Origin of the sequence: Sphingobium sp. S6, from assembly GCF_905120495.1 — a bacterium.
Classification (GTDB): Bacteria; Pseudomonadota; Alphaproteobacteria; order Sphingomonadales; family Sphingomonadaceae; genus Sphingobium; species Sphingobium agri.
Genome location: NZ_CAJHOG010000034.1, coordinates 1 through 4,720, shown reverse-complemented (window position 1 = coordinate 4,720; position 4,720 = coordinate 1). Strand labels below are relative to the sequence as shown.

The window sequence follows — 4,720 nt, the reverse complement described above, 5'->3', positions numbered from 1 at the left end:
CGTCCAATCTCCGCCAAGCATGCTCAAGCTTCACGATTTTTGCAACAGAGCCCGCGACGGAGACGTCGTCGTCGTCTGGAAGCTTGACCGGCTGTCGCGCAGCCTAAAGGATATGCTGCACATCATGGAGCGGATCGAGCTGGCAGGCGCGGGCTTCCGCTCACTGACCGAGGCGATCGACACCACCACCGCGGCAGGGCGGATGATGATGCAGATGGTGGGAAGCTTCGCCGAGTTCGAGCGGGCCATGATCCGCGAGCGTACCAGCGCCGGCCTTGCCCAGGCTCGCGCAGAAGGACGGATCGGCGGGCGTCGGCCCAAGCTCGGCGACAAGCAGCGCCGCGAAATCGCCGAGTCCGTCACGTCCGGCCGCAAGTCCGGTGCCGAGATGGCGCGGCTCTACGGCGTCAGTGAACCCACCGTCTCGCGCATCGTCGCCGCGCACCGCCAGCAATTCAGTCAGCAGCAGAGGGAACAGGCATGAAGCGTGGTCACGATCTGTCCGGCGTCATGAAGTTCGCCACCTCGCCGGCCTGGGGCGAGCATCTGGGCGAGGCGCTCGGCGATCATCTCGGGCTGGCGATGGAGGAGTTCGACTTCGAAGCGGACGAGCTGGCGGACATCGTCGGCGATCATTGGGCCGGCGTGTTGTGGGGATGCGCGTTCGAGGATCTGCTGACGCGCACCATCCAACCCGACCGGAACATCGTCGATGACTATATTCGGCGCCGGGGCTGGAATGAGAGCGGCCCGACCAAAATCTACCTGCGTGCCCTTCGATCGTCAGTGATGAGCCTCCACGAGGTCAGCGAGGTCGAGCCCGGCAGCGGCTTCCTCGTGCGCGACCTGATCCGGGGCGGCGAGCCGCTTCGAGTATCCGAGCGCAGCGCCTCGCAGACGCTGAAGCAATGGGACAGGATCGGTGCCCGCGTCGTGCAGGTCGGAGGCAAGCACCTCCTGTCGGGCGGCGTGCTGTCGTTCACGATGGAGGCGGCCGAGGCGCTCGTCGCCGATCTACGGCGCTCGAAGGGCAAGCGCAGCCCGCGCACCGCGTTGAACCTAGACGCCGACGATCTGGCTGCACTTCCGGCCCTCATCAGCACGGCATGGCTGTTCGATGTCGTTCCCAAGACCATGGGACCGGCGCCCATCCCCACGCTGCACAACATTGATGGCGAGGAGGTGATGTTCCACCGCGTGCGCTTTCCCTTCGCACGCGGCGTGACCCAGGCGCTGGTCGGCGAGCGGCTTGATACTGTCCCTGCGCTTCAGCGGGAAACCACGCACTTTTGGAACTGGCTGGGCGAGAAACCGAACGGAAAAGCGAAAAGCACCGGGCGCATGGCGTGGGGTGTGACGATGGCGGACGGCACCCCGGTGCTCGGCAATGTCGAATTGAAAGGCCGCGCCCTGATGCTCGCCGTCACCTCGGCCGAGCGAGCGAAACGCGGCACCGCGCTTATCAACGATGCGCTCGCCGGGTTGGTCGGCTCGCCGCTGACCACGATTGAGACGGTCGAACAGGCCATGGCGGCGCGGGCCGAGGGGCTGACATCATCCGAACCGGCACCCGCCATTGCGCCAGAGGTTGCAACCCCGCTCATCCATGCCATGCTCGACCGTCAGTACCGCGCGACGCTCGATGAACCCGTCGGCATGCTCGGCGACATCACCCCGCGCGCAGCCGTTCAAACTGCCGCAGGCCGGCACCGAGTAGCCGGGTGGCTCAAGCATCTCGAAAACCGCAGCAGCAGCCAACTCGACGCGAACGACCCGATGGCCACCTACGACTTCACTTGGATATGGCGCGAACTTGGCATCGAGAACCTGCGCAAATAGTTCGCTACCCCTGACGTCGATGCCTACCGTGAATCCGTGTCCCTACAATGCACAGAGGCCGTTATAGCAAGGCACCCCCCTTCGTGTGGAGAAATGATTCAAAGGCGATTCTTGGGGTCCGTCAGGATACTATGCGGCCGAGCGGTTTCGCGCTCGGCCCGCTCTCTCCAATCGAAATACCAAACGATGGAGAACCACACCCATTACCTTTGCTCAAGGATGTGGCGGGCGGACTCGACGGTATGCTCTGGGTCGGTAATAGCGGGCTGGCCTTGGCCGAATTTGGAACAAAGGGTAACTATTACCGCCCCGAACATGACGATCCGACGCCGACGCTCGGCATTGTCGACGGCCGCAGAGGCAAGGTGCTTCAGACCGTTCCGATGCCGCTCTCGCAAAACGGAAAGCCGCCAACCCTGGTAGGCGATATCGACGCGCGGCTCGATCGGCAGGGCAAGATCTTTGCGTTGTTTGTGCTCAATGGTGGCCGGTGGTTTGAGTGGCAACAGGGCAAACTGCCCCGCGAAACGCTGCTCCACCCCGGACGCAACGGCTCTTGGAAGTTTGCGCTATCCCCGAACCTGAAGACAGTATTGATCGCGCACGCCTTAAGCGCGGGCGGCGTGATCTGCGAGCATTACGGTGGCACCCCCCGCAGACCGGAATGTGAGGAGCGTACGCCGCAGAGTGGGGCGGTTGCCGATCTCTGGGACGTCCAGACCGGCCGTAGGCTGTGGAGTATCGCCGGCACCGCATACGACTTCTCGCAGACCTACCGGCCTACGATCAGTCCGGATGGGCGCTATGCGCTGGTATCGATGCCGGTTGGCAAGGGTTCGGTTCGGGAAACGATCGCGCTAGTCTCCATGGCCGACGGGAGCGAAATCCAGCGGTTCAACAAACCCGAATCCTACGATTTTGTCCTGCGGTTCGGCCCCGATGGTCGTTCCTTCTCGATCGACGGCTCACTCGCTATCCTCACCTATCGGCTTGCTGAAGAGCGCCAGAAATCGTCTTTTTCGCAATGAGGTAGGGCCGTGATGGTCATTTAGCTGAGGTCTCCGCCGCCGGCGTTCAAGCGAACGTTCTGTTATCCACCAATCATTGCCATTCCGCTTAAGGTGTCATTTCGCCCTCAGCCGGAACTGACCCCTCGATGTTTGTTTGAAGGGGGAAGGCGGTCCCGGCCGCCTCTCCCCCGCAACGGGATTAGACGGGGCCGTGCCTCGCTGCGCTGCGGCCGCTCCACCCCCATCGAATCCCGCTGCCCCCCTCTCCCGCCGGCGTTCTTGGGCGTCCGTGTTCCGGCCGATGGCATGGCCATCGCCGGACAGGCGATTTGAAGGGAGTAAGGACGATGACCCACCAAACCCGTGAAAGCTGGCTCAATGCGGTGGCGCAGGGCATGGCTCCGCTGTTCGAGGCGCTGGACGCCCCCCTGCCCGACCGCGTGCGCGTGGCGATCGGCTTCACCAGCAGAGGCGCGAAGGGCAAGGCGATCGGCGAGTGCTGGGACAACCGCTTGAGCGCGGACGGACATTTTGAAATCTTCATCCGCCCGGACCTGGCGCACGCGCCCGACGCGATGCCGGCGCAGATCGCGGCCATCCTCGCGCATGAGCTTGTCCATGCCGCAGTCGGCATCCCGGCAGGGCATGGGAAGGCGTTTAAACGAGTCGCCCTTGGGCTGGGCCTAGTCGGGCCGATGCGCGCCACCACCCCCGGCGAGGCGTTCCTTGCGGCCATCGCGCCGATCTTGGAGAGCGTCGGCCCCCTCCCCCATGCCCGCCTTGATACGGATGGAGAGTCGACCGCGCCCAAGAAGCAGAAAACCCGGATGCTCAAATGCGAGTGCGCGACGTGCGGCTATACCGTCAGGACCGCGCGCAAATGGCTTGAGCAGGCCGGAGCGCCGCTTTGCCCGATCGAGGATCACGGCCAGATGCAGCATGAACCGCTGGATGATGACAGCGAGGATGAAGGCGGCGACGCGGAAGCCTGACATACCAAGCGGATAAACCACTAAGCGACTAAGCGATTAATGGCGTGCCTTGCCTACTAAGCGACTAAGCGATATAGATCGCATAATCGCTTAGTAGGGAGCCATCATGCAAACTTGGGCTATCATCGCGCAGAAGGGCGGCCAGTCGAAGACGACCATCGCGACCGCCTTTGCCGTCGAGGCCGCCCGCGAAGGGGCGGCGGTCGTGATCCTCGATGCCGACGATCGGCAGGGGTCCGCGCTCTACTGGTCAGAGCGGCGGGATAGCGACGATGTCATGGTGAAGGATAGCAGCGTCGCAGGCCTGCCGCTGCATGTCTCACGCGGCCGCGATAGCGGCAAGGTGGACCTTATCATCATCGACACGCCGGCGAACTCGAAGGACATCGCCATGCTCGCGGCCGAACAGGCCGATTTCGTGGTGATCCCGGTCGCGCCGCGCGGCCTCGACGTTCATTCGGTCCTCCAAACCGTCAAGCAGGTGCAGCAGGCGGGAACGCCGTTCGCCGTGATCCTGACGCAAGTGCCGCACCAGGGCGGGGAGGGGGACGAGGCGCGCGCCGGCTTCGCCGCCAAGGGCGTTGCCGTGTTCGATAGCGTGCTGCATTTCCGCAAGGACTTCTACAAAGCGACGCCGATCGGCAAGACCGCGATCGAGCTGGACCCTGACAGCAAGGCGGCAGCAGAGTTGCGCGCGGCTTACGCCGAAGCTAAGCGACTAAGCGGTTATGCGAATAAGCCACTAAGCGAGGTTGCGTAATGGCCAAGAAATCGTCTGCCCTGGCCGGGATTTTCGATGATCCGGAAACCGAGGTTGCGCCGCCGCCGGCTCTGTTGCAAAGATTGGCGGCAGTCAGAGGTAGGCTGTCGCTCTGCGCC

General features: G+C 63.7%; 5 protein-coding genes. All 5 read left to right on the top strand.

Annotated features, from left to right (window positions below):
- The coding region (locus SPHS8_RS20160) for a recombinase family protein (protein WP_201516830.1) at nt 1-484 on the top strand (484 nt) is incomplete at its 5' end.
- Nucleotides 481-1,839, top strand: a complete 1,359-nt coding sequence (locus SPHS8_RS20155; protein WP_007015766.1) for a hypothetical protein — start codon at nt 481-483, stop codon at nt 1,837-1,839. The genes SPHS8_RS20160 and SPHS8_RS20155, both read left to right, overlap by 4 nt.
- Before the next feature lie 209 nt (nt 1,840-2,048).
- On the top strand, nt 2,049-2,867 hold the full coding sequence (locus SPHS8_RS20150; RefSeq protein WP_201516831.1) for a hypothetical protein: 819 nt from the start codon (nt 2,049-2,051) through the stop codon (nt 2,865-2,867).
- Nucleotides 2,868-3,196: 329 nt separating this feature from the next.
- Nucleotides 3,197-3,841, top strand: a complete 645-nt coding sequence (locus SPHS8_RS20145; protein WP_201516829.1) for a transcription elongation protein SprT — start codon at nt 3,197-3,199, stop codon at nt 3,839-3,841.
- A gap of 106 nt (nt 3,842-3,947) precedes the next feature.
- Entirely contained in the window at nt 3,948-4,601 is a 654-nt protein-coding gene (locus tag SPHS8_RS20140; RefSeq protein WP_017503522.1) for a ParA family protein, read from the top strand.
- Nucleotides 4,602-4,720: the final 119 nt, after the last annotated feature.